Origin of the sequence: Allorhizobium paknamense (assembly GCF_030815125.1) — a bacterium.
GTDB classification, from domain to species: domain Bacteria; phylum Pseudomonadota; class Alphaproteobacteria; order Rhizobiales; family Rhizobiaceae; genus Allorhizobium; species Allorhizobium paknamense.
In genome coordinates this window covers 18,857-42,528 of sequence record NZ_JAUSWH010000022.1, presented here as the reverse complement: position 1 = coordinate 42,528, position 23,672 = coordinate 18,857, and the positions used below count along the sequence as shown (strand labels likewise).

The window sequence follows — 23,672 nt, the reverse complement described above, 5'->3', positions numbered from 1 at the left end:
ATAACCGCAGGATTGCAATTGTTGGTTATTGCAAGTAATTTCCTGCCTGTATTCCGTGACATAGGGCCGCCATGACCACCTCAGATCCGTTTGCCGCAATTGCCGATCCGAATCGCAGGCATCTTCTGGAGGAGTTGCGCCGCGCACCCCGAACGGTCAATGATCTGGCCCGCGGCCTGCCCATCAGCCGTCCGGCGGTTTCGCAACATCTGAAAGCCCTGCTCGATTGTGAGCTCGTTACGGTCACCAGCGAGGGCACGCGGCGCATCTATTCGGTCAACACGCCGGGCTTCAACAAGATGAACCTGTGGCTCGACCAGTTCTGGAACTGATGCGAAGAGTCATTGAAAATGACTCTTCGTATTCCCTTTTCGAATATCTCAAGCCCCTGATGCATTTGAGATATTCGAAATCTCTTCAAGGCGAGGATGCGTAAGCATCTTCGATGCCTTGGTATGAACCGATCCGGATTTCCTCTTTCCTTCAAACAAAAACCCCGAAAGCTTTCGCTTCGGGGTTTCCGGCATGCCGGTCATCATCCAGTCATGCCTATCCTGGAACTTGCTATCTACCATAGTGCCATTGGACATCGGGCTGTCAGGCACCATCAGTATGACCTATATGCATTGGCGGGAAAACTGGAAACAGTCTACCCTAAATGGGTTTAGTGGCGCGTCCTCCTCAGTCGCTCCATCTCATCCTTGATACGCAGTTTGAGACGCTTGATTTCGAGAATTTCACTGTCATCGGCAGAGGGAGAGGAAAGGGCGGCATGAAGCTTCTCCTCCAGAGCACCATGCTTTTTTTCAAGGGATTCAAGATGAGCCTGAATGGTCATTTGATTCTGTCCTTCCTTGTCTACCTCCAGCGTCCATTGCTGGAGCTTTGCGGTTTGCAACAGAAGTGTGACACGAAGAGACAGGATTGTCTAAGGCGAAAAGGCGGTTTGTCTGCGGCAATTTGGCGGCTTTCATGAAAAGTGAATGACGATAGGACAGCCTATCTGACCCAAAGCGATACAAATCTTGCGAGCAAGGAGCGATCTCCACACGCCGATATTCGCCGGAGGCAAGAACGAACAGACCCGGGTGCAAATTGCCCGCTTGCCTTACTTCCCGTTATCGCTGTTTGGTGATAGGAGCTTGCGCGATTCCACGCTGCATCGGATGAAAACACCGACAGTCATAAACAGGGGGAACAGGTATATGGCGGATCAGGATCAGGCGGAGATCAGGCTGCAGCTCGCACGCCTTCGCCAGGAGCACGAAGATTACGATGCAGCCATCAATGCCATGGTTCAGGTCGGATGCGAGGCCTTGCGCATCCAGCGCATGAAAAAGAAGAAGCTGGCGCTCAAGGACATGATTTCCAAGCTGGAAGACCAGGTCATTCCCGATATTATCGCCTGAGGAGGAGAGGCTGCCCATGCAAGACGAAAGACCGCCCGTCGCCATCATCATGGGAAGCCAGTCCGACTGGGAAACCATGAAGAATGCCGCCGATACGCTGGACGCGCTCGGCGTGAGCTACGAAGCGCGCATCGTTTCCGCCCACCGCACGCCGGACCGCATGTATGCCTTTGCCAAGGGCGCGCGGGACGAAGGCTTTCAGGTGATCATTGCTGGCGCAGGCGGGGCAGCGCATCTGCCGGGCATGGTCGCATCGCTCTGCCCGCTTCCGGTTTTCGGCGTGCCGGTGCAATCCAAGAGCATGTCCGGCCTCGACAGCCTCTATTCCATCGTGCAGATGCCGGCCGGCATTCCCGTCGGCACGCTCGCCATCGGGCGTGCGGGGGCTGTGAATGCCGCCCTTCTCGCGGCCCGGGTTCTTGCCATCCATGACGAAGATCTGGCAGACCGGCTGGACGACTGGATCTCCAGCCAGGCCGCTGCCGTGGCAGACTATCCCACCGACGATATGTGATTGACGAGACCATGACTGCAAAAACCATCGGGATCATTGGCGGCGGACAATTGGGCCGCATGCTCGCCATGGCCGCCGCCCGTCTCGGCTTGAAGACGATCATTCTGGAGCCGCAGGCCGATTGTCCTGCCGCGCAGGTGGCCAATACGCATCTCAAGGCCGCCTATGACGATGCCCAGGCGCTGGCGGAACTCGCAAGCCTGTGCGATGTCGTGACGTATGAATTCGAAAACGTACCGGTGGATGCCGCGCTCACTCTCAGCCGCAGCGTTGCCGTGTTTCCGCCGCCGCGCGCGCTGGACGTTTCACAGGACCGGCTGACGGAAAAGCAGTTCCTCAACGACAACGGCATCACCACCGCGCCCTTTCGGGCGGTGGACGATCAGGCCGGGCTGGAGGCAGCGCTTGCCGATTTCGGCGGCGAAGGCGTGCTGAAAACCCGGCGCTTTGGCTATGACGGCAAGGGCCAGCGGGTTTACCGCAAGGGTGAGAGCGCAGAAGGCGGCTTTGCGGCGCTGGGCAGCGTGCCCCTGATCCTTGAGGGGTTCATCCCCTTTGAGCGGGAAATCTCCGTCATCGCGGCGCGCAGCGAGAGCGGCGAAATTGCCTGCTACGATCCGGCGGAGAACGTCCATCGCGACGGCATTCTGCACACTTCGACGCTGCCCGCCCGCATCACCACGGAAACGGCGGAGGCTGCCCGCGCCGCCGCCCGCAAGCTGCTGACGGGCCTCAACTATGTCGGCGTGGTCGGGATTGAATTCTTCCTGATGGCGGATGGCGCGCTGGTCGCCAATGAAATGGCGCCACGCGTGCACAATTCCGGTCACTGGACGGAGGCGGCCTGTGTGATCTCGCAGTTCGAACAGCATATCCGCGCCGTGGCTGGCCTGCCGCTGGGGGCAACCGCCCGCCATTCCGATTGTATCATGACCAATCTGATCGGCGCGGATGTGGATGCGCTGCCCGCCTGGCTCACCAAGGACAATGTGCTGGTGCATCTCTACGGCAAGGCTGAAGCGCGCCCTGGCCGTAAGATGGGCCATGTCACGGAGCTCCTGAAAAGGTGAAAGACACCGGAAAATGGCGGAAAAACCGCCGTGCCGGTTGACATTTGGGCAGGTCACGGGCTATGAGCCACCAACCCTGAAACGGCGCGCCCCGCGGCGCGCTTTTCAATGTCAGAGATACCGGTGGAATCGATGGATTCCCTGGCAACCATGCGGACCGTAAAATGAAGATCAAGAACTCGCTGAAAGCGCTGAAGGCTCGTCACCGCGACAACCGTCTGGTTCGCCGCAAGGGCCGCGTTTACATCATCAACAAGCAGAACCCGCGCTTCAAGGCCCGCCAGGGCTGATATTGCTGCCCGCTGCCCATAGGCGCGGCGGGAATATGGCCTCAACAGATCTTGATGGCCAACAGCAGTAGACGTGCAAAATTCAGTTTGAAAGAAAGCGCATGCGCGATAGAGTTATCGCCATGCGCTTTCTTCGTTTGACCATGGCTCTGTTGTTGTTGGCCCCTGCCGCTTTGATGGCGCAGGAGCAAAAGGACACGGTGGAGCGGCTTGAAAACCCCGATGCGCAAAGTCTCGCCACGAAACCGGTGGCCGACTTGCTGGAGCAGTTGAAGCGCGAACGGCAGCCTGAGACCGCCAAGGCGATCAGCGGTGCGATTTTGATCGAATGGAGCGATTCGGGCAGCCCGACCGTCAACCTGATGATGCAATGGGCCGCGGATGCGCTGAAGAAGAAGAACAACGCAGCCGCCCTGGATTTTCTGGATCAGGCCATCGTTCTTGAGCCCGATTTCGCGGAAGCCTGGCACAGGCGCGCCACCCTGCATTATGCGATGAATGATTATCGCAAGGCCGTATCCGACCTTAATCATGTCCTGCAATTGCAGCCTCGGCATTTCGCCGCACTGTCCGGGCTGGCGGCCATTCTGACGGAAACGGGCCGTGACGCCAAGGCGCTGGAGGCCTGGCAACGCTATCTCGACATCTATCCGGCAGATCGCGATGCCCAGGAGGCTGTCACCACTCTGTCCGAAAAGCTGGCCGGCAGCAGAACATGAGCCATAACCAGTGACGGGCACTCTTGTCCTGATCCTCACCTGCATGCTCGGGGCGCTGGCGCTCGGGCTCCTGATGTTTTCATGCTGGTTCACCCACCGCGTCGAGCGGGACGTTCCCAATATCGGCGAACGGCTTGACCTCGGAGACCTGCGGCTGAACGTGCTGCACATTCCAGCGGGCCCGAAGGCGGACCTGCCCCCGATCGTTTTCATTCACGGCGCCAGCGGCAATCTGCGCGATCAGGCCGGTGCATTTCGGACAGATCTTGAGGGTCGAGCAGAGTTACTGTTCATCGACAGGCCTGGGCATGGCTATTCCGATCGCGGCGGCCCGGAAAACGCCTATCCGGACGGCCAGGCGCGATGTCTGGCGCGCGCCATGGAGCGCCTTGGCATGGATCGCGCACTCATTGTCGGCCACTCTTTCGGCGGCGCCATCGCCGCCAGCTTTGCCGTGCTCTTTCCCGAAAAGACGCTGGGGCTGCTCTTTCTGGCACCGGCAACCCATCCCTGGCCGGGCGGTGTCGACTGGCATTACCGGCTCGCCAGACGGCCATTCCTCGGGCGGCTCTTCGCCCACCTCATCGTGCCGCTTGCCGGCTGGCTGAAACTCGACGCAGCGACGAAAGCCGTCTTCGCTCCGGACGACCGTCCGGCGGACTATGTGGCCACCACCGGACCGGCGCTGGTGCTCAGGCCAAAGACCTTTCGCTGGAATGCGGAGGACATTTCCTCCCTTCACGAATATGTTACCGCGTTTTCGCCGCGCTATCGCGAGATAAAAATCCCCACCATCATCCTCTCTGGCACACAGGACCCCATCGTTTTGGCCGAAATTCACGCACGTGGCCTGGAACGGGACATCGAACATGCCGAGCTGATCTGGCTGGAGGGGAGAGGGCATAAACCCGATTATATTGAGGGGAAACGGGCCATACGAGCCCTTGAGCGCCTCACCCTGAAGTCTGAGAAAAGCAAGTGAACACAACCTGGGATGATTGTCACTGCGGAACAGGCGCGCATTTGCTGCACCATTAAATTGCCCTGAATTTTAAGCTCAACCGCGATTTTGACCCTTACAAGCACCGGGGTAAATGGGGGTTAAGCCCTCCATAACCACGCAGGGAGAGGGTGACAACTTTTGCTGGCTGAGTATTGACAATGCAAGCAAAAATTTGTATTGAGTTAAGCGTAGTAACGAGGGAATTTTTGAAGAAGAAATTTTCTCAACGACGTAATTATATTTTAGTTATTATAATATTCTTCATATTCGAATATGATAAAAAGCCGCCATTGTGCGGCTTTTTTCGTTACGTCATCGACCATGAAAGCCTAAATCTGTTTCAAAACAATGACAAGGCCGGAGGTAAAAGCTTCCGGAAGAAAGATTTCATCGCAAGGAGGTGTGGATTGCGCTGCATGTGCGAAATGAAATTTGCTGCAACGCATTCAAAAAACACGGTTTTCTCAGTCAAGAAAGCTGCGGCCGGATCTCATAAAAGTCACGGGAATAAAGACCACCGTAAATTGAAGAGCACCGACGTTGCTCACGACGCCTCGATTGCTTTCTTCACAGGTCGGTCTCAGCCGCTGCAAACAAAAAACGCCCCCACCGATTCGGTGGGAGCGCTTGACTGAATTCGCAGGGAGGATACCCCTCCCCCTCAGGGCCTTCGATCAGACGCCACTCAGGCCGTCCGGGCCAATATAGGCGATGCGCAGCATGTTGGTCGCGCCGGGCGTGCCGAGCGGCACGCCTGCGGAAATGATCACGCGATCACCTGGCTTGCCGAATTCTTCCGAAACGACGATACGGCAAGCGCGGTTGACCATGTCGTCCAGATCGGTCGGCTCTTCAGAGACCACGCAATGCAGGCCCCAGACCACCGACAGGCGGCGTGCCGTCTGAATGACCGGCGACAGCGCGATGATCGGCACTTCCGGGCGCTCACGCGAGGCACGCAGGCCGGTATTGCCGGAAGAGGTATAACAGACAATGGCGGTGAGCTTGAGCGTTTCTGCGATCTGGCGGGCAGCCAGCGAAATCGCATCGGCGCCAGTGGCTTCCGGCTGCGGACGCTGGGCATAGATGATGCCCGGATAATGCGGCTCACGCTCGATGGTGCGGGCAATCGAGGCCATGGTGGAGACAGCTTCGACCGGATACTGACCCGAGGCCGATTCCGCCGACAGCATGATGGCGTCGGCACCTTCGAAAACGGCTGTTGCCACGTCAGATACTTCGGCGCGGGTTGGCACGGGCGCGGAGATCATCGATTCCAGCATCTGGGTGGCGACGACCACCGGCTTGCCGGATTTGCGGCAGGCGCGGATCAACTGCTTCTGCAGGCCAGGAACGGCTTCCAGCGGCATTTCAACGCCAAGGTCACCGCGCGCCACCATCAGCGCATCCGACAATTCGATGATTTCATCGATCCGTTCGATCGCCTGCGGCTTTTCGATCTTCGACATCAGGCCGACGCGACCGCGGGCGATCTTGCGCACTTCCGACAGATCTTCCGGACGCTGGATGAAGGAGAGCGCCACCCAATCCACCTCGCCCACGGCGAGAACGGCATCGAGATCGGCCCGGTCCTTGTCGGTCAGCACGCCGGTGGCCAGAATCGTATCGGGCAGGCTGACACCCTTGCGGTCGGAAATCTTGGTGCCGGCGATCACGGTGCAGACAATGCTTTTCCCATCGGTCTTTTCGGCCCGCAGATGCAGCTTGCCGTCATCGATCAGCAGACGGTCACCCGGCTTGACGGCTTCCAGAATTTCCGGATGCGGCAGGAAAACGCGGGTGTCGTCGCCCGGCTCATCCTTGTTGTCCAGCGTAAAGGTCTGGCCCGGCTTCAGCTCCACCACCGTATTGGCAAACTTGCCGACGCGGAGTTTCGGACCCTGAAGATCGGCCAGAATGCCGATCGGGCGGCCACAGGCAGCCTCGACATTGCGGATACGCTGCACCAGCGTGCGCATCAGATCGTGGCTGGCATGGCTCATATTGATTCGGAAAAGATCGGCGCCTGCCTCATGCAGCTTGCGGATCATCGCTTCTTCCTGCGAGGCCGGGCCCAGCGTTGCGAGGATCTTTACTTTGCGGTTGCGCTTCATCACTTCTGGCCTTCCTGCGTCCCTGGCGTGTCGGACAACTGAACCATCCAGCTTCCCTGGCGGCCCGTGTCATATTCCTTGAATCCCATCTGCTGATAGCCGCGCTTGAAGCAATCCTCGACACCGACGATCTTGAACTCGTTCTCCGCCACGCACATGTTGACGTTTCCGGTCCAGCGGCCACCACGGGCCGCATCCTCGGCATAAAGATAATAGTAGCGCGACTGGAGTTCCCCCTCGATCAGGGTGGCGCAGGTGGAGGCAGGCACCTGCCACCAGCCCTCGCTGATCCAGCCTTCCTGGGCGCGATAGCCGATGGCCACGCCCACAAGGTTTTGCGTGCCGTTGCACACGCGAAATTCGGCGCGCGCCGGAGCCGCGAAGGCAAAAGACGCGACCACGAGGCTGGAAAACAGGAAAAGGCGCGGCAAAAGGCCGGATCCTGCTACGGAAGAGAGTGTGTTGGAGATGGGCACGGCTTCCGACGGAACTCCATTTTTCTGTGCTGCCTTCTTGCGACTATGGGCCGAGAAAGTCAACGCGAGTCTAATCGATTATATTGTGACAACAAATCATCGTGACGGAGTTTGGCACAAAGGTGACCGCCGGGTAAATGCGCGCAACGTTATCCTCTATAAATTCATCAACAAGGGATTTCCATTTCCCCACCAGCTGTCCGCAAAGAAAAGCATACAATTTTTCCTCTCATAACAAATCCGCATGACAGGGTCGTAAAAGCGCCGCAGAGACAGCGCTGATGAAACAAGGACTTGATATAACACGATGCCCATGACCGATTTCCCCCCCTTCGAAATTCTGCCCGGTGAGGCCGAACGTGGCCTGGTGCTGCTGGCCGATCATGCCATGAACCTGCTGCCAACGGCCTATGGCGATCTTGGCCTGCCGGAAAGTGCTTTTCACCGTCATATCGCCTATGACATCGGCATCGAACCGCTGACCCGCAAACTGGCGGCGAAGCTTCGGGTTCCGGCTGTGCTGTGCCGCTTTTCCCGCCTGCTGATCGACCCCAATCGTGGCGAGGATGACCCAACGCTGATCATGCGCATTTCCGATGGCGCCATCATTCCGGGAAATCACCCCATCACCGCCGAGGAATGGCAGCACCGTATCGAGGCCTATCACCGGCCCTATCATCAGGCCGTGGCGGAGACGATCCAAGATGCCGCCACAAAGAGCGGCAAGGCGCCGCTGGTGCTGTCGCTGCATTCCTATACGCCCGCCTGGAAGGGCGTGCCCCGCCCCTGGCATGCCGCCGTGCTGTGGGACAGCGATGACCGGGCCGTTCTTCCGCTTCTGACGGCGCTTCGCTCGCTAGGCGACCTTCTGATCGGCGACAATGAACCCTATGATGGCGCGCTGAAAGGCGATACCATGTACCGTCATTGCATGATGGCGGGGCTACCACATGCCCTGCTGGAGGTTCGCCAGGATCTGATTGGCGATGCCTCGGGCATTGACCTCTGGGTGGAACGGCTCGCACCGATTTTCGAGGCCTTGAACGCAGATCCTGCCCTGCATATGGAGCGGCACTTCATCTCCCGTGCTGACGGCACAGGACAAGACCGGAAAGAAACAAGCGTGAGGACACCATGACTGAACTGACGCGCCAGCAGCAGACGGAACTGGAAGCAGCAGCCTTCCGCCGGTTGATCACCCATTTGCGGGAACGCACCGATGTGCAGAACATCGACCTGATGAACCTGGCGGGCTTCTGCCGCAACTGCCTGGCCAACTGGTATCAGGACGCAGCAGACGAAGCCAGCATCGAGATGGTCCGGGATGAGGCACGCCATCATATTTATGGCATGCCGTATAAGGAGTGGAAGGCGCTTTACCAGCGGGAAGCTACCGAGGACCAGAAGCGCGCTTTCGAGGAAAATCGCCCCGAGGAATAAGGGCTGCCGCAAAAAAGCTTGACCTCGCGTTCACTTCAAGGCAGGTCAACGCCACCTGTGCCAGGGTGGTGTGGCCAGGGGAACGCCTTCCGGCTCATCATGTTTCAACTGCGGCAAAAGCCCGCTCTCTCAGAGAAGCGCCTGCCGCCCGTGCAGATGCAAGGAGATCTCGATGTCTGATGCTGATGGCATCGCCCGCGATAAGCCTGAGCGCTTCCATGGAACGGTTGGCGCAATGAAAACCCCTCTCCGGACCTGACGGCACAAAGTCCCTCCCCGACCTGCCACCCCATATCACTGACCGATCACACTTGGCCCGGCCTGTTGCAGGCCAGCAGACAGCGTGAGCCATAGCTAGAGGAAACAGCATGAGCGAAGAAACCGGCGTAGAAAACGTAGCAGCAGCCGAACTGCGGCAGTTCATCGAACGGATCGAACGCCTTGAGGAAGAAAAGCAGACCATCGCCGACGACATCAAGGACGTCTATGGCGAGGCAAAGGGCCGTGGCTACGACACCAAGGCCATGAAAACCATTATCCGCCTGCGCAAGAAGGATGCCAACGAGCGTCTGGAAGAAGAAACCATTCTCCAGACCTACATGGCCGCTCTTGGCATGGAATGAGAAAGACGTTCTACGGTCGCGAAGCAAAGGCACGCGACCGTAGAACGGCACACCTCGCGCGCTATAACGCTAAAAACAAAATCTTTTCGCCAGTTCAAGCGCTGGCCTCTTTCGGCCAATGACGTGCCTGCCAAGAATTGTGGAACCTTATTCAGGCACCGTCATCCAGAAAGACATCAGCCGAGCCTTCCGCCGCCGCACCTCCACAATCGATCGCGTCACCAATCCGCCCCGCAGGCTTGCCGTTGATAAAAACTGTCGGCGACCCCGCAGCCAGCGCTCGCCCATGACTGGGCTCCGGGCAGGAAGAGCAGGCATGCGCGGCATAAGCATCGCCAACCCGCACGGCCCCGCGCCCATTGATGAACACATCGCCACTCGCCTCTACAGACGGCGTGGGCGGGAAATGGCAGGCGTGGCCGGAACCGATATCTCCGAGACGGGTGATGGCGGGCATACTGCTGCTCCTTGAAAGTTAGTTTTTCTAAGGAAAACGGTCACATTCTAAGAAAATATAGAAAATCGGCTATTTTGATCATGAACTTTATTTAGCTTGACCCCCTGTGACAGACAATGTAATTGCTTCATCCCCTGCTGATATCCAGCCTAAAACGCCATCGAGCTTTGCAGATAGAACGGCGGCACCTAGAACCATATTTTCATTGGGATGGAATTTACTTCGCCTGTAACGATTTATTAGATTTATAAAACTCGGCATTTTGCTTCGATCTATCAATCAGCACCTCAACGATTAGATCGACATTAATAGAAAACCCGGAAGATCGATTGATAATGTCAAAGATCACGGGGATTGAACGCCCGACAGGATATGTAATAGGAAAAACTCGGCGTTCATTCGCGTGGTTACCGAATGAAAAGGTTTCAATGGAATTTTGCTTTAGAAGTCTCTGACCTTCCTCGCTTGTGGCAAGCACACATCGAGGATCGACTGGCAGGGTGCGACCACTTCCATCTGGTTCATAACCTGGCATCCGCAAACGAATTTCATAGGTCGTAGCCTGAGAAGGCAACGTGGGCTGTGCCACGAGTTTACCAGCCTCCAAAGTGTCCATCGCATCAGCAAACGCGCCTTTCGCTTTCGGCCCCACATTCCCTGCCAAAGCATCCATCGACTCCCTGAAGATCGCAATACCCGCACCAGTAAAGCGGATCTCAAACGTCCCCTTCAAATCTGCACTCTCTTGGTAAGAGAATGTTTGGTAGACACGACGGAAAGATTGGGGCTTCAGAGTATCACTGACGTGAAACCTGCCAATCATAATATGCGACGATCGCCCGAGGACGGGCATGTCAGTCAGAAAGTTGTCTTTGAACGGTTCCGTGCGTCGAAAAAGCTCTTCCGACTCTGCCATCTTAGGTCCCTCGGCTTTCCCGTTGCCCGATGGAGAAAGGAAGGGACCGTCACCAATATCTTCGGGCAAGTTGATTACCGGAATACCGAGAGCATTCAGCTTTTCTGTCTGCGGCATGGCACCTGTTCCTTAGTCGCCTAGAATAATTGTCGCTTGCTTAAGCCAACTGTTTTGAGCAGTCACCGATGAATTACCAGCACCTGCACACATCAATGGCAAAGCGGCAGGATTCGGAGGCCACTCGATATTTGCCGTTCCACCTTCAGCAAAATCGCAAAAAACCGGGCTCGTCTTCAGAAACTCAGCCGGAAACGCTTCAACATTCTCTTTTAGACAGGCTGACCTATGATCTGCATGCCCGGGACAAAGGAGCCAGACAAAACTCGCCAATACAATATCGTTACGATAACGAAATGATCTATCTGTGTCCATACGTCGATCAGCCAGTTCTGGCTCCATGGCCCTCGCGACATAAAAGGCAAAAAAAGACGAGCGGGAATCTTTTGCTTTCTCCATGTCACCGCTACCGACGATATTTAAGATAGCGCGCACCGTAGAGCTATCGCATGCCGCATCAGGAGCAGGTGATCGCCCGTTTCGGAGACCGCTGAAATAGTCGAGCCATGGTTTAACCTCGTCTAATTTCTCTAGAACGAAGGTTTGGCGCTCACAGAACGCCTTGGCTGCATCAAATGATTGAGCACCACCAGATGCGGCAGAAGCCACAGGTATGCATCCAAGCACCGAAAGAACAGCAACCATCAAGAAGCGGGATACGTTGGTTAATTGAGACATATTTTCTCGCCCTGAAGCGTTATAGTTGTACCCTTTATGGAAATCTCACCGTTTGGGTTCAATATTATTTCAGCCGCACCAGCACGCAGAATCATGGCGGAATCTGATGCCAATACAAAGTTACCCCCTGCATAGGTTATGATAGATTGACCGGCCGTCAGACGAATGTTTTCGCTGGACGACAATGTAACACTTTCCTGAGCGCTTATAGAAACGCTCTCCTGGGCCCCAATTGCGACATCACCGGCAGCATGCACTGCACACTCGGCAGCGCTATTAAGACTGATAGAGCCGGGACGATAGGCAATATTCTCCTCAACGTCGGTCAATAAATTTGTGAAGTGAGGCAAAATTGTTCCGCCTGACGAAAAAAACGCGGGATCAATAACGCTTATCGGGCTCGCGCGGCCAGCGGACAAGGAGAGTGTTCCCTGCGTAGCAACCATATAACCAAGACCAGAATAATGGGCTTCAAACCCTCCGGCAAATTTTGTCAGATTTCGCATGATTTGCGTGTGTTGATTTCCGCCTACATTTTTGGTCTCGTTATTACGGACCTCGGTATTAAAGTCCCTTTGCGCATGCATAAAAATTTCTTCACGTGCCGACGCATCTTCAAATCGAAGCTCGTTGAAGCCATAGCCTTTATGCGTCTTCGTCTTGAAAACACTCCGCGTCTTGTTCCCCGGTAACTCATAAGGCACAGGATTATGCGGATTGGGTACAACTCCCGTCACCAATGGCCGGTCCGGGTCGCCGTCGATGAAGGCAACCATGACTTCCATGCCGATGCGGGGGATGACCTGGGAGCCCCAGAGGCCGCCCGCCCAGCTTTGGGAAACGCGGACCCAGCAGGTGTCGGAGCCGTCTTTCTTGGCGCGGCGGTCCCAGGGGAACCAGAGCTTGATGCGTCCGTATTTATCCGGATGGATTTCTTCGCCTTCGGGGCCTGCGACGATCGCCACCTGGGCGCCCTCGATGCGCGGGCGCGGCGTTGACCGATGCGGGGTCAGCGGCAGGCGGGCAGGCAGCGCCTCGAAGTGGTTGCCATATTCCGGCTGGCTTTCCACCGTCTCGTAGGAGCGGTCCACCACCTCGTGGACAATACGCGTGATGACGTATTCCTCATACTCGTGCTCGGGGTTCGGCTCCTCATAAGGCGTGAAGCGCCGTCCGGGTTCCAATATGCGCACGGTCGAACTGCCCGTGACGCGCTCATGATCCGCTTCGCTGGCCTGGGCGCGCAATTTTCCGGCCCGCTCCGCCTCGGGATGATCGGAGATGCGGGCCGGATATTCGTAGAGTTCGCGGGCGGTTGATCCCGGCATCTGCACCATGGAGGGCGTTGTGCTGCGCGGCACGGTGCCGGGGGTCTCGAAATTCCAGTCGGCATCCACGCGGCGGCCCGGAATATAGCGGAACCGGCGCATCCATTCCGTGATATGGTTGCGGTCCGAAGACCCCTGGGCAATGCGCACGCGCTCCTCACCCTCGGCGCTTTCGGAAGGGTCTGACCAGCCGATCTGGTGATCTGTAACCCGCAGGCGGTGCTGACCGGGCTCATGCAGAAACCAGAAGAAGATTCCGTCCTCTTGCAACCGGCGCAGAAGGTAATCCAGATCGCTTTCATTCCACTGGACAGAATAGATTTGTGCCGGTGGCTTGTTGTGCATGATGCCGATGTCCGGCGCAGGCAGGCCATGTTCGGAAAACAGTGTTTCCAGCACCTGCACCGAGGTCATGTCCTGCCAGATGCGGCAATCGGACCGGCGGGACAGCAGCCACATCTGCGGGCGGATGGTCAGTGTATAGGAGCGCAGACCGCGCGTAACCGGCGGGCCTTCCTCAAGGTCCGTGACAAGGCCGTTGAAGGGGCGGCGAAGGCCCTCCTCATCGAATTCTCCTTGCCGTATTTCCAGCGAGACGTCCACAAGATGGCCGATCAACTCGTCCGGCTTCACCGCCTCACGCTTGGCGCGCACCGAAAGCTTGATTTCGAACAGACGATTGACACCCTCATCCACCGTCATCCGTTCCGGTAGCAATTGATCCTCACCCAAAGGCGAGGAAAGCTTCAGCACGCGGTTCGCCTGAATGAAACCGGTCGGCAATATTATATCGTCCATCAACGCCCCTTCCCCACAGCACGTCATCAAAAATGCAAAAACGGACACGCCAAGCTTGCCCGGACTATTTCAAACGCGTCATATTTGTGTCGAGATTAGAGCAGCTTCCCAAAAGGTCAAGCCTGAGCTAGCGGGTTACCTAAGCAAGATTGGACCATTGCTGATCGGTCTGCGTTGAGAACGGGCGCAGCACAGAGGCTGCTTCACTGCGCAGCCAACAAAAACGGCGGAAGATGTGCATCTTCCGCCGCTTGTTTTTCAATCTGTGAAAGCGTGTTTACCGGATCGCGCCAAAGCGGGCCGGATCAATCGGCGGCGCGGAATTCAGGCCAACCGGCATGTCCGGCTCGGCCGGGGTGGAAATGATGGCGCGCGGCACAACGCGACCGGACTTGCCGGATTTCGGAGCCGTTGCCTCACCCTTGTTCAGCGCCCATTGCGACACCATGGTGCGGGTCAACTGATTGCCGCCGGGAAGGCCGAGATTGGCAGCTTCCGCCTCGCTCGGGCCCGGGCGGGCACCCTTGACCGGCAGGCCAGGCTCGGCAGCCTTGGCCACCGGCTTCGGCTGGTCGAAAACATCGCCATAATTGCCCGGCTGATTACGCGGCTTGGCCGGCGCAAGCGATGCCACCTGCTGCGGCGGAGACTGCTTGACCACGACCGGCGCATTGGAAACCGGCATTTGCGGCTGCGGCTTGCCTGGTGCTGCAAGCGCCAGAGCCTGGGTTGGAGCCGGCTGCATGGCCGGCGGGGCCGAAGGAACCGGGGCATTCGCCGGTGTTGCGGCAAAATCAGGCTGCGGACGCTGGGCAGGGATCACGGCAGGCACCGACATGCTGCGGTCCAGCGCATCGGCGGCAGCGGGCGAGAGCATGGCTTCCTCAACCGTCGTCGGTTCCTTTGCCGATTGCGGCTGCGTTGCCGCCATGGCATCGGCCAGTGCCGGACGACCGGCAGGAACGGGAATATGCATGACCCCATCTTCCACTGGCGGCAGCGAGCCGGGCGCCAGCGATGCGGTCATCAGACCCTGCTCACCACGGCCGGAGCGCTGATCAAGCAGTGTGGGAACCGGGATCTTGTAGGACGCGAGATCCGCATAGCCGTTCTGGGCATTGGCCTGATCGGGCGAGATCGGGATCGGCACATTGCGCGGTTGGGCCTCGGCCACCTTCTGCAAGGCGTCCTCCGCCGCATTGCGGCCACCGGGAGAATAAAGAGCCACGGCAAGGCTGCCCGGTCCCTGTTCCATGGCCGGACGCGACAGCGGCACGGGCGCATCGATGGCAGGCGACGACGGCTGGGCCGAAGCGACGGCAACGGAAGCCTGCGGCGGCGGTGTCGGGTTGGTCAGCTCAGGCTGGCGCGGCGGCGTCTGGGCACGCTGCGGCTGGGTGGGCGCGGGCGCGGAATCTTCATCCTCGTCTTCATCACCACCGCCAAACAGCATCGCCATCAGGTTTCGAGGTCGCCCTCGCGCCTTCGGACTGCTATCCGCCATCAGGATTTCTTCGGAGCCCAATCGTCGCTTGTATTCCGCAAGCGCCAGATCATAGCCCGGCAAAGGCTTGCCATCGGCAGGAATATGCAAGGTCTTGCCATCGGGGAAAAGGCGCACCAGTTCGTCGCGCGGCACGCGCGGCCAGGAGCGCACGCCCGCCACGTCCATATGCACGAAGGGCGAGCCGGAATTGGGATAATAGCCAACGCCGCCGGCCTGCATTTTCAGGCCGATGTCACGCAGTGTTTTCAGCGCAACGCCGGGAATGAAGAAGTCCATCGCCGTGCCGCGCATATGCTGGCTTTCCTTGGCGACCCCTGCGGAGCGCGAGCGCAGCATCGCATTGGTCTGGGGCGAGCGATAGCCGGAGACGACGTAGATATAACCGGAGGCGCCCGACTTCTGATAGACGTTCCACACCAGATCGAACAGGCGCGGGTCCATCTTGGTGGCCTCATTGCGCCGCCAGTCACGCAGAATGGTGTTGAGCTGCTGTAGCCCCTTGGGATCGTAACGGCCGTTGCGCTTGTAGGTGATTTCCTGCTTTTCGCCGGTATGGACGAAATAAATGCGGAGAGACCGGGTTTCGGCAGAGGCCGACCCGGTGCTCGAAAACAGTCCGGCAATCGCCACGGCCAAAAACAGGAATGCCGTGAGAAACAGCCTGGAGACTGCTGACCCGCCTTTCACCGCGCGGCAAGACCGCTCGTGCCCGGAGGGCGATGTTGGTACATCAGTATTCCGCAAATCCGTCCCCGTCAGTCTCGACGCATCCCTCAGCCTATCACATGGCCGTGAAATACGGTAACTACATGGCAGAACTGCCACAGCGGCGGGATTGATTCATATATGGTGAACCAATCCATAACAACCCATTGACAAGGACTAATCAAACATCCTTACCCGGAGGTTAACAGTTTGCTGACGGGGATGCGCTATCACGCCGCATGCTTTTGCGGATTATCGGGATCGATACCATAATCCTTGAGCTTGCGATACAGGGTGGAGCGGCCAATCCCGAGCTTGCGCGCCACCTGGCTCATCTGCCCACGATAGAATTTCAGGGCGAAGCGAATCAGCTCTTCCTCGATCTCCGCCAGCCGTCGGACATTGCCATTTTCATCAATGCTTGCAATGGCATTGTCCATGAAGGCAGGACGCGGATCTTCCACACGCGGGGTGGGCAGGCGATCGATGAAGGCCAGTTCCTCGCGGTCGAGACCGCGCGATTGACCTGGCACCGAGGCCCCTTCGCCAAGGGCGGTCAGGCCCGTCCAGAAATTTTCCTGCTTCAGCCCGCCGGGGATCTGGGCGAGAATCTGCGGGAAATCATTTTCCGTCAGTTCCGGTCCTTCCGCCAGGATCACGGCGCGGTAGATGGCGTTTTCAAGCTGGCGCACATTGCCCGGCCAATCGAAAGCCGTCAGCAGGGCAAGCGCCCCGGCCCCCAGCGTCAGCGGACGCGGCAGGCGCTGTTCGATGGAAAAGCGCTCGGTAAAGGCGCGGGCGAGGAAGGGAATGTCTTCCTTGCGGCGGCGCAGCGCCGGAATGGTGATGGGGAAAACATTGAGGCGGTAATAGAGGTCTTCGCGGAAGCGACCGGCCTTGACCTCCTCGATCAGATCCTTGTTGGTGGCCGAGATCAACCGCACATTGACCTTTTGCGGCTGGCGCGCACCGATGGTCTCGATTTCGCCATCCTGCACGGCGCGCAGAAGTTTCACCTGGATTTCCAGCGGCAGCTCGCCGATTTCATCAAGGAAAAGTGTGCCGCCATCGGCTTCGGCAAATTTGCCGAGATGGCGTTCGCCGGCACCGGGAAAAGCGCCCTTCTCATGGCCGAACAGCAGGCTTTCCACCATGCTCGGCGCGATGGCCCCGCAATTGACGGTGACAAAGGGCTTGGAAGCGCGGTCGCTGGCGGCCTGGATGGCGCGGGCCACCATTTCCTTGCCAACGCCCGATTCCCCCTCGAGCACCACCGGAATATGCGACTGCGCGGCGCGGCGCGACAATTCGATGACCCGCGACATGGCCGGGCTTGCCGAAATGATATCGGTAAAATGCACGGCACCGGACCGGGACCGGCGCGCCGGGCGATGATGGGCATCGCGGCTATCCACCCTCAATGCGTTGGTCAGTGCTGCGGCGATGCGATCCGGCGAGACCGGCTTGACCACGAAATCGAAGGCACCGGCCCGCATGGCCTGCACGACCGTATCGATGCCGCCCTGGCCGGTCTGCACGATGACCGGCACATCCGACTCCTGCCCGCCAATGGCATTGAGGAAGTCCAGCCCGGACATGCCCGGCATCATCAGGTCCAGCAGCACCACGGAGATCTCGGCCTGCCGCTGGCGGAAAAGCGCAAGCCCGGTCTGGCCGTCATCGGCCAGAATGGCCACATGGCCTTGCGCTTCAACGGCAGCTTTCAGAAGACGACGCTGTACCGGATCATCATCGACAACGAGAATATGTGCAGTCACCTGAGCCTCTCCACTGTTTCATGGCTATGCCACGGGTTTGTTGACGCGTACCCGCCGGGCTTGCCGGTCCGGGCACGGATAGTGTTTTTACGGCAGGCGACCCTCAACCCGAACGGGCGGGATAGCCACCTGCACCCATGGCGTCACCATGACACGCAGCCTTGAACAAGGCGTTCTCCTTTTCGGTAGGATTTTATCGACCCTGCCTCAATTTGCCCGCTACGATACAGTTGAGGCCTCAAAGCTTGATCCAAAGCGGGCGTCTGTCTATCTCTGGACCGGCGAAAAGGCCCAAAATCAGCCGTTTGTGCGAAAAGCACACAGACGCCCAAAGCAACCGTTAACCCTGTTCAGGAATGGTGGCGCGCGGGCGCAAAAGATGGCAGAGATGAGCCTCGTCACAGGACGGATGGAGTGCAAGGCTCCAACAGAAAGCTACAAGTTAAGGAAGACAGCCCATGCGTTTTGAAAGGTTCAGCGATCGCCGCCTCATGGCACAGGAGGCCGTCTCCACCACCTCCGCCACCCTTGGCGACTTGCCGCAATGGCAGCTGAGCGACCTCTATGCCGCGCCCGATGCAGAAGCCTTCAAGGCCGATCTCGCCAAAGCGGGCGTCATGAGCCGCGATTTCGAGACCAAATGGAAGGGCAAGCTGGCCGACGCCGCCACCCGCAACGGCGAGCAGGGCCTGGGCCAGGTGCTGAAGGAATTCGAGGCGCTGGAGGATCTTTTGGGCAAGATCGGTTCCTATGCCGGACTTTATTATTATAGCGACATGACCGATGCCGCCCGCGCCAAGTTCTTTGGCGACGTTCAGGCAAAGCTTACCGATTATTCGGCGCACCTCCTCTTCCTGACGCTGGAGTTGAACCGGCTGGAAGACAGCCTGCTGAAAGCGGCGATCGAAGGCGATCCCGCCACCGCCCATTACGGGCCATGGCTCATCGACCTGCGCAAGGACAAGCCACATCAGCTGGACGACAAGCTGGAGCAGATTTTCCTTGAAAAATCGCAGACGGGTGCCGCCGCTTTCAACCGGCTGTTCGACGAGACGCTGGCCTCGCTGCGCTTTACCATCGATGGCGAGGAACAGACGCTGGAGCCGACGCTGAACCTGTTGCAGGAGCCGGACCCCGCGGTGCGCGAAAAGGCGGCGGCAGCGCTTTCGAAAACCTTCAAGGAAAACCAGCGGATCTTCACCCTGGTCACCAACACGCTGGCCAAGGACAAGGAGATTTCCGACCGCTGGCGCAAGTTCGAGGATATTGCCGATAGCCGCCACCTCTCCAACCGGGTCGAGCGCCCGGTGGTGGATGCGCTGGCGGCAGCGGTGGAGAAGGCCTATCCGCGCCTGTCGCACCGCTATTACAAGATGAAGGCCAAGTGGCTCGGCATGGAGCAGCTGAATTACTGGGATCGCAACGCCCCGCTGCCGGAAGCCGCCAACCGCACCATTCCCTGGAACGAGGCGAAGGAGACGGTTCTCTCCGCCTATGGCGCCTTCGCGCCGGAAATGGCCGAGATTGCCGACCGCTTCTTTGCCGGCGGATGGATCGATGCGCCCGCCCGCCCCGGCAAGGCGCCGGGGGCCTTTGCCCACCCCACCGTGCCATCCGCCCATCCCTATGTTCTGGTGAACTATCTCGGCAAGCCGCGCGACGTGATGACGCTTGCCCATGAGCTTGGCCATGGCGTGCATCAGGTGCTGGCCGGTGAACAGGGCGCGCTGATGTGCCAGACGCCGCTGACGCTTGCCGAAACCGCCTCGGTCTTTGGCGAAATGCTGACCTTCCGGGCGCTGCTGGACAAGACCACCGACAGGCGCGAACGCAAGGCCATGCTGGCGCAGAAGGTGGAGGACATGATCAACACGGTCGTGCGTCAGATCGCCTTCTACCAGTTCGAGCGCAAGGTCCACACTGCCCGCAAGGAGGGCGAACTGACGGCAGAGCAGATCGGTGAACTCTGGCTGTCCGTGCAGTCGGAAAGCTTAGGCCCGGCCATCCGGATTTCCGAGGGCTATGAGAGCTGGTGGAGCTATATTCCCCACTTCATTCATTCGCCCTTCTATGTCTATGCCTATGCCTTCGGGGATTGCCTGGTGAATTCGCTCTACGCCGTTTACCAGAACGCGGCGGAAGGCTTTCAGCAGAAATATTTCGATCTGCTGAAGGCAGGCGGCTCGCGCCACCATTCCGAGCTTCTTGCCCCCTTCGGCCTGGATGCGACGGACCCGGCCTTCTGGGACAAGGGGCTCTCGATGATCGAGGGCCTGATCGACGAGCTGGAGGCGCTTGACCAGTCCGCATGATTGCCGGGGCGCCCTATATCCTGTTTCGCGATGACAAGAGCGGCGACGTGCTGCTGTTTGACGAACCGCGCGAGATCATCAGGGCGGACCGCGCCGAGGAGGTGCGGCCTGCCTTGAAGCGGCTGGAGGCGGCAAAGGCCGAGGGTCGCTGGCTGGCGGGGTATCTGTCCTATGAAGCGGGCTTCGTGTTCGAGGACAAGCTTCTTCCGCTGATCGGGAACGGGCGCGAAACGCCATTGCTGCTGTTCGGCGTTTTCGATCATCCGAAGGGAAAGGACCATAAGCTGGCCCTTCCCCCTCCCCCCGGGCGCAACAGCGAGGTGCTGACCGAGCCCCGGGCAGGCTGGGATTTTCCGGCCTACAGACAGGCCTTCGATGAGCTTCACCGGCATCTGCGGCAGGGCGATTGCTATCAGGGCAATCTGACCATGCCGATGACCGCGCGCTTTGACGGCACGCCGCGTGACGTGTTCTGGGCGCTGATCGAGCGCCAGCCGGTGCGCTACGGTGCGCTGGTGGAGCTTGGCGGACCCGCCATCGTCTCGCGCTCGCCGGAATTGTTCTTCAAGGTGGATGCGCAAGGCTTCATCGAAACCCATCCGATGAAGGGCACGGCGCGGCGCGGTGCAAGCCGTGAGGAGGATGAGGCGATCAAGGCCGCATTGCTCGGCGATGAAAAGACCCAGGCCGAAAACCGGATGATCGTCGATCTGCTGCGCAACGATATCTCCCGGCTGATTGAAGTCGGCAGCCTCGAGGTGCCGAAGCTTTTCCACATCGAAACCTATCCCACCGTGCATCAACTGGTCAGCCATGTCCGGGGCAAGCTTTTGCCCGGCATCACACTGGAAGCCATCATGGAGTCGCTGTTTCCCTGCGGCTCCATTACCGGCGCGCCGAAGATGTGGGCCATGCAGATCCTGCACCGGCTGGAAAAAGGCCCGCGCGATATCTATTGCGGGGCGATCGGCTTTTGCGATCCGGCGGGGCCGATGCGGTTTTCAGTGGCTATCCGCACACTGTCCCTTTTCAAGACAGGTCAGGCGGTTTTCAATGTCGGCGGGGGCATAGTATTTGATTCGACAGCCGAGGCGGAATATGAAGAATGTCTGCTCAAGGCGCGCTTTGCGGTAGGTGATCAATGGATTTCACGCTGATTGAAACGCTCCGCTGGGAACCCGGCACCGGCTTCATGCGGCTGGACCAGCACATGCGCCGTCTGAGCCGCTCTGCCGATGCGCTGGGCTTTCGACAGCCGGTCAAGGCCGACGCTGCCTTGAAAGAAGCGGTGAGCGGGGCTGAAACGCCGCTGCGCATCCGTCTCACCATGAATTTCCGCGGCCGGGTCGAGGTCACGGCAACACCCTTTGAACCGGTGGCGGAAAACACCCTCTGGCGCATCCGCATTGCGGAAAAGACCAGGCTCAAATCCGACGACACGCTCTACCGGCACAAGACATCAAGGCGCGAGCCCTACGAGGCCGCGCGCGCAGAATTTTCGCCCGAGGCGGCGGATGAAGTGCTGCTTCTCAATGAGCGCGGCGAGATTTGCGAGGGCACCTTTACCAATGTCTTCGTGCAGGCGGCGGATGGCATTCTGATCACCCCGCCACTGACCAGCGGCCTTTTGCCCGGCATTTTGCGGGCCGACCTTATTCGCGAGCGCAAGGCGCGCTCGGAAGTGCTGAAACCGGAAAACCTGCATGGCCGCCCGCTTTTCGTGGGCAATGCCCTGCGCGGCCTTGTCCGTGCCGAACTGGTGGAAACCGCGCAGAAAGCCGTCGCCTGACCACTTTGCCCGCGCAATGGTGATGCACGCGTCACTCAGCCGTCTTTATTCTGTTGCTTATTTATGCTGTAGGGTGAGCGGCAGCGGTTTTCCGCTGAACGAACGAACTGCGCCGCCCTTACCGACCGGCCTTCAAGGAGAAGAGAATGACCACCCAGACTTACCCGGTCCATGGCGAAATCACCGGCCCGATCGTGATGATCGGCTTCGGATCGATCGGGCGCGGCACGCTGCCGCTGATCGAGCGGCATTTCAAATATGACAAGAGCCGCATGGTGGTCATCGATCCCGCCGCAGACGACCAGGGCATTCTGGCCAAGCATGGCGTGAAGCATATCCAGGCGCATGTCACCAAGGACAATTACAAGGAGCTGCTGAAGCCGCTTCTGACCGAAGGCGAAGGCCAGGGCTTCTGCGTCAACCTCTCGGTCGATACGTCTTCGCTCGACCTGATGAAATTCTGCCGCAAGCTCGATGTTCTCTATATCGATACGGTGGTCGAGCCCTGGCTCGGCTTCTACTTCGACAAGGACAAGGGCAATGCCGAGCGCACCAATTATGCGCTGCGCGAAACCGTGCGCCATGAAAAGAAGAAGAACCCCGGCGGCACCACCGCCGTGTCCTGCTGTGGCGCAAATCCGGGCATGGTGTCGTGGTTCGTCAAGCAGGCGCTGGTCAATGTCGCCCATGAGCTTGGCCTGTCCTTCGAGGAGCCGGCTGCCGATGACCGCCATGGTTGGGCCAAGCTGATGAAGAAGGTGGGCGTGAAGGGCATTCACATTGCCGAACGCGACACCCAGCGCACCAAGAACCCGAAGCCGCTCAACGTCTTCTGGAACACCTGGTCGGTGGAAGGCTTCATTTCCGAAGGTCTGCAGCCCTCCGAACTCGGCTGGGGCACGCATGAAAACTGGATGCCGAAAAACGCCAAGAAGCACAAGAAGGGCTGCAAGGCCGCCATCTATCTGGAGCAGCCGGGCGCCAATACCCGCGTGCGCACCTGGTGCCCGACGCCCGGCCCGCAATACGGCTTCCTGGTCACGCACAACGAATCCATTTCCATTGCCGATTACTTTACGGTGGAGAAGGATGGCGAGGTCAGCTTCCGCCCCACCTGTCACTATGCCTATCACCCCGCAAACGACGCCGTGCTGTCGCTGCATGAAATGTTCGGCAATGGCGGGACCGCGCAGCCGGTGCTGCACGTCTTGAACGAAGACGAGCTGGTGGACGGCATCGACGAACTGGGCGTGCTGCTCTACGGCCACGACAAGAATGCCTACTGGTATGGTTCGCGGCTTTCGGTTGAACAGACCCGCGAACTGGCCCCCTACCAGAACGCCACCGGCCTGCAGGTGACCTCCGCCGTTCTGGCCGGCATGGTCTGGGCGCTGGAAAACCCGAAGGCCGGCATCGTCGAGGCCGACGAGATGGATTACAAGCGCTGCCTCGAAGTGCAAATGCCCTATCTCGGCCCGGTGGAAGGCCATTACACCGACTGGACGCCGCTCACCGGCCGCCCGGGCCTCTTCCCGGAGGACCTGGACGAGAAGGATCCGTGGCAGTTCAAGAATATTCTTGTTCGGTAAACTTTGAATGGAACAGAAGGACCCGTCGGCACGTTTCGGC

The 23,672-nt window shown here is 58.9% G+C and carries 26 protein-coding genes; 16 read left to right on the top strand and 10 right to left on the bottom strand.

The genetic code is table 11. The annotated features are described in order from the left end of the window. The first annotated feature begins 71 nt into the window (after positions 1 to 71). On the top strand, positions 72 to 332 hold the full coding sequence (locus QO005_RS22150) for an ArsR/SmtB family transcription factor (protein WP_307160200.1): 261 nt from the start codon (positions 72 to 74) through the stop codon (positions 330 to 332). A 48-nt stretch (positions 333 to 380) separates the two neighbouring features. Here the strand turns inward: QO005_RS22150 and QO005_RS22145 are convergent, their stop codons facing one another. Together QO005_RS22145 and QO005_RS22140 are read right to left on the bottom strand one after the other, a co-directional pair. After that, on the bottom strand, positions 381 to 608 hold the full coding sequence (locus tag QO005_RS22145; RefSeq protein WP_307160199.1) for a hypothetical protein: 228 nt from the start codon (positions 606 to 608) through the stop codon (positions 381 to 383). Between the two features lie 56 nt (positions 609 to 664). After that, on the bottom strand, positions 665 to 838 hold the full coding sequence (locus QO005_RS22140) for a YdcH family protein (protein WP_307160198.1): 174 nt from the start codon (positions 836 to 838) through the stop codon (positions 665 to 667). A 367-nt stretch (positions 839 to 1,205) separates the two neighbouring features. Here QO005_RS22140 and QO005_RS22135 point away from each other — a divergent pair, with 367 nt between their 5' ends. The 7 genes from QO005_RS22135 to QO005_RS22105 all read left to right on the top strand — a co-directional run bounded on the left by QO005_RS22135 (position 1,206) and on the right by QO005_RS22105 (position 5,640). Beyond that, positions 1,206 to 1,409: a YdcH family protein gene (locus tag QO005_RS22135; protein ID WP_307160196.1), complete on the top strand. Its 204-nt coding sequence runs from the start codon at positions 1,206 to 1,208 to the stop codon at positions 1,407 to 1,409. A gap of 16 nt (positions 1,410 to 1,425) precedes the next feature. Next, positions 1,426 to 1,923, top strand: a complete 498-nt coding sequence (gene purE / locus QO005_RS22130; RefSeq protein WP_307160195.1) for a 5-(carboxyamino)imidazole ribonucleotide mutase — start codon at positions 1,426 to 1,428, stop codon at positions 1,921 to 1,923. Between the two features lie 11 nt (positions 1,924 to 1,934). Further along, the gene (locus QO005_RS22125) at positions 1,935 to 2,993 is read left to right on the top strand and encodes a 5-(carboxyamino)imidazole ribonucleotide synthase (RefSeq protein ID WP_307160194.1); all 1,059 of its coding nucleotides are present in this window, start codon (positions 1,935 to 1,937) and stop codon (positions 2,991 to 2,993) included. 164 nt (positions 2,994 to 3,157) lie between these two features. Further along, complete coding sequence (gene ykgO, locus QO005_RS22120) at positions 3,158 to 3,283, top strand: type B 50S ribosomal protein L36 (protein WP_003497670.1); 126 nt, start codon at positions 3,158 to 3,160, stop codon at positions 3,281 to 3,283. Between the two features lie 101 nt (positions 3,284 to 3,384). Continuing rightward, positions 3,385 to 4,002: a tetratricopeptide repeat protein gene (locus QO005_RS22115; RefSeq protein ID WP_307160193.1), complete on the top strand. Its 618-nt coding sequence runs from the start codon at positions 3,385 to 3,387 to the stop codon at positions 4,000 to 4,002. A 10-nt stretch (positions 4,003 to 4,012) separates the two neighbouring features. Then, on the top strand, positions 4,013 to 4,984 hold the full coding sequence (locus tag QO005_RS22110; RefSeq protein ID WP_307160192.1) for an alpha/beta fold hydrolase: 972 nt from the start codon (positions 4,013 to 4,015) through the stop codon (positions 4,982 to 4,984). 179 nt (positions 4,985 to 5,163) lie between these two features. Continuing rightward, positions 5,164 to 5,640 (top strand): hypothetical protein, encoded by a 477-nt coding sequence (locus QO005_RS22105; protein ID WP_307160191.1) that lies wholly within the window; start codon positions 5,164 to 5,166, stop codon positions 5,638 to 5,640. Positions 5,641 to 5,679: 39 nt separating this feature from the next. Here QO005_RS22105 and pyk read toward each other — a convergent pair whose 3' ends face one another. Next, entirely contained in the window at positions 5,680 to 7,119 is a 1,440-nt protein-coding gene (pyk, locus tag QO005_RS22100) for a pyruvate kinase (RefSeq protein WP_307160190.1), read from the bottom strand. Further along, positions 7,119 to 7,589 carry a DUF1036 domain-containing protein gene (locus QO005_RS22095; protein WP_370878138.1) on the bottom strand — a complete coding sequence of 157 codons (471 nt, stop codon included), beginning with the start codon at positions 7,587 to 7,589 and terminating at the stop codon, positions 7,119 to 7,121. The genes pyk and QO005_RS22095 overlap by 1 nt, the downstream gene beginning before the upstream one ends. 319 nt (positions 7,590 to 7,908) lie before the next feature. Between QO005_RS22095 and QO005_RS22090 the strand changes: the two genes are divergently transcribed. From QO005_RS22090 to QO005_RS22080, 3 genes are all read left to right on the top strand, one after another. Further along, complete coding sequence (locus tag QO005_RS22090; protein ID WP_307160189.1) at positions 7,909 to 8,733, top strand: N-formylglutamate amidohydrolase; 825 nt, start codon at positions 7,909 to 7,911, stop codon at positions 8,731 to 8,733. Beyond that, positions 8,730 to 9,035, top strand: coding sequence for a DUF1244 domain-containing protein (locus tag QO005_RS22085; RefSeq protein ID WP_307160188.1), 306 nt, complete (start codon positions 8,730 to 8,732; stop codon positions 9,033 to 9,035). The genes QO005_RS22090 and QO005_RS22085 overlap by 4 nt, the downstream gene beginning before the upstream one ends. Positions 9,036 to 9,403: 368 nt before the next feature. Beyond that, complete coding sequence (locus tag QO005_RS22080) at positions 9,404 to 9,658, top strand: DUF2312 domain-containing protein (protein ID WP_307160187.1); 255 nt, start codon at positions 9,404 to 9,406, stop codon at positions 9,656 to 9,658. A gap of 151 nt (positions 9,659 to 9,809) precedes the next feature. Here QO005_RS22080 and QO005_RS22075 read toward each other — a convergent pair whose 3' ends face one another. From QO005_RS22075 to QO005_RS22050, 6 genes are all read right to left on the bottom strand, one after another. Then, positions 9,810 to 10,115 (bottom strand): PAAR domain-containing protein, encoded by a 306-nt coding sequence (locus QO005_RS22075; RefSeq protein ID WP_307160186.1) that lies wholly within the window; start codon positions 10,113 to 10,115, stop codon positions 9,810 to 9,812. Between the two features lie 217 nt (positions 10,116 to 10,332). After that, a complete protein-coding gene (locus QO005_RS22070) occupies positions 10,333 to 11,148 on the bottom strand; it encodes a hypothetical protein (protein ID WP_307160185.1) in 816 nt (271 codons plus the stop codon). A gap of 12 nt (positions 11,149 to 11,160) precedes the next feature. Then, the gene (locus QO005_RS22065) at positions 11,161 to 11,826 is read right to left on the bottom strand and encodes a hypothetical protein (protein WP_307160184.1); all 666 of its coding nucleotides are present in this window, start codon (positions 11,824 to 11,826) and stop codon (positions 11,161 to 11,163) included. After that, the gene (gene tssI, locus QO005_RS22060; RefSeq protein WP_307160183.1) at positions 11,814 to 13,952 is read right to left on the bottom strand and encodes a type VI secretion system tip protein TssI/VgrG; all 2,139 of its coding nucleotides are present in this window, start codon (positions 13,950 to 13,952) and stop codon (positions 11,814 to 11,816) included. Before tssI ends, QO005_RS22065 begins: the two co-directional genes overlap by 13 nt. Before the next feature lie 277 nt (positions 13,953 to 14,229). After that, entirely contained in the window at positions 14,230 to 16,203 is a 1,974-nt protein-coding gene (gene mepK, locus QO005_RS22055) for a peptidoglycan L,D-endopeptidase MepK (RefSeq protein WP_307160182.1), read from the bottom strand. A gap of 191 nt (positions 16,204 to 16,394) precedes the next feature. After that, positions 16,395 to 17,942, bottom strand: a complete 1,548-nt coding sequence (locus QO005_RS22050) for a sigma-54-dependent transcriptional regulator (RefSeq protein WP_307160181.1) — start codon at positions 17,940 to 17,942, stop codon at positions 16,395 to 16,397. A 148-nt stretch (positions 17,943 to 18,090) separates the two neighbouring features. Here QO005_RS22050 and QO005_RS22045 point away from each other — a divergent pair, with 148 nt between their 5' ends. From QO005_RS22045 to QO005_RS22025, 5 genes are all read left to right on the top strand, one after another. Further along, a complete protein-coding gene (locus QO005_RS22045; RefSeq protein ID WP_307160180.1) occupies positions 18,091 to 18,411 on the top strand; it encodes a hypothetical protein in 321 nt (106 codons plus the stop codon). Further along, the gene (locus QO005_RS22040; RefSeq protein WP_370878137.1) at positions 18,401 to 20,254 is read left to right on the top strand and encodes a M3 family oligoendopeptidase; all 1,854 of its coding nucleotides are present in this window, start codon (positions 18,401 to 18,403) and stop codon (positions 20,252 to 20,254) included. Before QO005_RS22045 ends, QO005_RS22040 begins: the two co-directional genes overlap by 11 nt. Further along, entirely contained in the window at positions 20,251 to 21,411 is a 1,161-nt protein-coding gene (locus QO005_RS22035) for an aminodeoxychorismate synthase component I (protein WP_307160179.1), read from the top strand. The genes QO005_RS22040 and QO005_RS22035 overlap by 4 nt, the downstream gene beginning before the upstream one ends. Further along, the gene (locus QO005_RS22030; RefSeq protein WP_307160178.1) at positions 21,396 to 22,043 is read left to right on the top strand and encodes an aminotransferase class IV family protein; all 648 of its coding nucleotides are present in this window, start codon (positions 21,396 to 21,398) and stop codon (positions 22,041 to 22,043) included. Before QO005_RS22035 ends, QO005_RS22030 begins: the two co-directional genes overlap by 16 nt. Positions 22,044 to 22,189: 146 nt before the next feature. Continuing rightward, positions 22,190 to 23,632: a homospermidine synthase gene (locus QO005_RS22025; protein WP_307160176.1), complete on the top strand. Its 1,443-nt coding sequence runs from the start codon at positions 22,190 to 22,192 to the stop codon at positions 23,630 to 23,632. The last annotated feature ends 40 nt before the right edge of the window (positions 23,633 to 23,672 follow it).